2 protein-coding genes are annotated in these 2086 nt (G+C 71.9%); both read right to left on the bottom strand.

What is annotated here, in order from left to right; genetic code table 11:
* A partial coding sequence (locus HMPREF9463_RS03365; protein WP_035137226.1) for a helix-turn-helix domain-containing protein occupies positions 1-307 on the bottom strand: 307 nt, incomplete at its 3' end.
* 372 nt (positions 308-679) lie between these two features.
* Complete coding sequence (locus tag HMPREF9463_RS03360) at positions 680-1942, bottom strand: IS30 family transposase (RefSeq protein ID WP_035137225.1); 1263 nt, start codon at positions 1940-1942, stop codon at positions 680-682.
* Positions 1943-2086: the final 144 nt, after the last annotated feature.

Below are 2086 nucleotides of genomic sequence, written 5' to 3'. Positions count from 1 at the left end.
ACACCCTGGGCCTCCTCGAGCAGCCGTAGCCCCTCCTGTGCGAGCAGCCGTTGCAGCACCTCGGCCACGCGGAGAGCCTGGGGCAGGCCCCCGACAGGTCCGCGGGCGCGGGCTCGCCGTAGCGCGAGCGCGGCGCGGTGACGTAGCGGTGCGCCGCCACCTCCCTGGTCACGGTCGAGGGCGACCTGCCGAGCTCCGCGGCGATCTCGCGGGCGCTGCGGTTGCGGTCGAGCATCCTCTCGACCGTGTTCCTCTCGTGCCTCGTGAGCCTCCCGTACGACCTTCCGGACGGCTTGGGTCTGGACATGCCGGCCTCCCTCCATCGCGGGCCGGGGGATTCCGGCCCCTCTGGGGTTGCCTACCCGGATTCGCGCCTCAGGACTCAGCGCAACGCGTTGCGCTGAGTCCTGAGGCTGTTGCAATGAAAATGAGAATCAAGGCCTTTCCACGCACCGGTTGATTTTCAATCTCAACGCAACAGCCTGAACGGACCCCGCGTTTCCGCAGCTAGCGCAACGCGGAAATAGCTCCCGGCACCTGGCCATCACTTCGTTTCCGCAGGTGGAGGGGCTGTGGAGTCCGGTGCCCCCATGCCGCCGCCGCATGCTCCGCCAGCCCGCCGCGCAGCCGTTCCGGACTCAGCGCAACGGGCCCTCCGGCCCATGTCCCGGCCCGCCGCCTATCCCGCCAGCGGCCCCTCGCCCCTCGCGGCCCTGGCCCTTTCGATGCAGCCGGGCGTGAGGTCGAGCTCGCCGGGCGCCAGCTCCTCTATCCCGAACGCGTCCATGAGGGCGGAGGCGTCCTCCCCGAGGGCCATCCGCAGCACGCGCGCCGGCGTCAGGAACCCGAGCGCCCCCCTCGGCTCGGAGTTCACCTGCGACATGAGCAGCGCGCAGTCCGCCGCCGTCAGCCGGTCGAACCTGGCCCCGGCGCCCTTGGGCAGCAGCTTCCTGATCTCCACGTGGTTCTTCTCGCACGCGCCCTTCTGCTGGCTCTGCCGGGGGTCGCAGTAGAAGAGCCTGGTCTCGCCGTCCCGCTCGCCGAGCAGCGCCGCGATGGCGCCCTCGTCGGCGAACTCGCTCCCGTTGTCGGTGAGCACGGCGCCGAAGGCGCGCCTCGCGCCGTCCTCGCCGAGGACCCCGCGCAGGGAGGAGAGCGCCGCCAGGACCGAGGCGCACGTGCCGTCCGGCAGCGGCAGGGCCAGCTGGAAGCGGCTCGGGCGGTGCAGGAGCGTGAGGAGCCTGGCGGAGTCGCCCCTGGAGCCCTCGACGGTGTCCATCTCCCAGGCCGCGGCGCAGGCGTCCTCGCCGAGCGCGAGGAACGACGCGTGCGACCTGCGCGCCGAGTGGGACGTCGCCCTCTTCGGGGCCCGGCGCGACCTCGGCCTGTAGCCGACCTTGCGCCTGAGCTCCATGTTCGTCATGCCGTCGTAGCCGGCGTCCACCCACCTGTAGACGGTGGAGGCGCTGAGCCCGGGGGTCGTCGCCGCTATCTGCTGCGGGGAGAGCCCGCGCGCGAGCCCGTCCCTGATGGCCGCGAGCTTGGCGGCGGCGCCCTCCTCGGTCTCGTCGATCCCGGACCTGCTCGCCGAGAGCTCGGCGTCGGCCGCCTCCTGCGCCCTCCTGGCGCTGTAGAACACCCTGGGCCTCCTCGAGCAGCCGTAGCCCCTCCTGTGCGAGCAGCCGTTGCAGCACCTCGGCCACGCGGAGAGCCTGGGGCAGGCCCCCGACAGGTCCGCGGGCGCGGGCTCGCCGTAGCGCGAGCGCGGCGCGGTGACGTAGCGGTGCGCCGCCACCTCCCTGGTCACGGTCGAGGGCGACCTGCCGAGCTCCGCGGCGATCTCGCGGGCGCTGCGGTTGCGGTCGAGCATCCTCTCGACCGTGTTCCTCTCGTGCCTCGTGAGCCTCCCGTACGACCTTCCGGACGGCTTGGGTCTGGACATGCCGGCCTCCCTCCATCGCGGGCCGGGGGATTCCGGCCCCTCTGGGGTTGCCTACCCGGATTCGCGCCTCAGGACTCAGCGCAACGCGTTGCGCTGAGTCCTGAGGCTGTTGCAATGAAAATGAGAATCAAGGCCTTTCCACGC

Source organism: Collinsella sp. 4_8_47FAA (genome assembly GCF_000763055.1).
GTDB lineage: Bacteria > Actinomycetota > Coriobacteriia > Coriobacteriales > Coriobacteriaceae > Collinsella.
The sequence above is the reverse complement of the archived record's forward strand: the minus strand, read 5'-3'. Positions and strand labels throughout refer to the sequence as shown.

Coding starts and splice junctions, on each gene's coding strand:
- HMPREF9463_RS03360 (WP_035137225.1), bottom strand. CDS start 1,942: ATGTCCAGACCCAAGCCGTCCGGAAGGTCGTACGGGAGGCTCACGAGG.